Here is a 298-nt window from a genome sequence, read left to right on the forward strand (position 1 = left end):
GATTCGATCACCCGGTGATGCTTTATGCGCTGCTGCACCATTCACCGAAATAATATTGGAATTGTCTTCGGCACGAATTGCATAGGTTACAAAACGTTCACCATTGGCAACGTTATAGATATGGATTTGCTCGTACTCGTGAATGCCGGCGGCTTCGAGCAATTTACCATCAATTGCACATGACCCCTCATATTCCAGTTCGGAATGAGTTACACAGGCACGATGTAGTTTAGCTTTTAACAGTGTCAGATGCATAGCGGGAAATTTTCCGTCAATAAGCCGTATATTATCGCTTTTT

Annotated in this window: 1 protein-coding gene; it reads right to left on the bottom strand. The window is 43.3% G+C overall.

What is annotated here, in order from left to right; genetic code table 11:
- Positions 1-255 (bottom strand): aspartate 1-decarboxylase (panD, locus tag B3O33_RS11045; protein ID WP_292363589.1); only part of this gene is annotated, 255 nt, incomplete at its 3' end.
- Positions 256-298 lie beyond the last annotated feature (43 nt).

Source organism: Methylophaga sp. UBA1464 (genome assembly GCF_002325665.1).
In the GTDB taxonomy this organism is placed as follows: Bacteria; Pseudomonadota; Gammaproteobacteria; order Nitrosococcales; family Methylophagaceae; genus Methylophaga.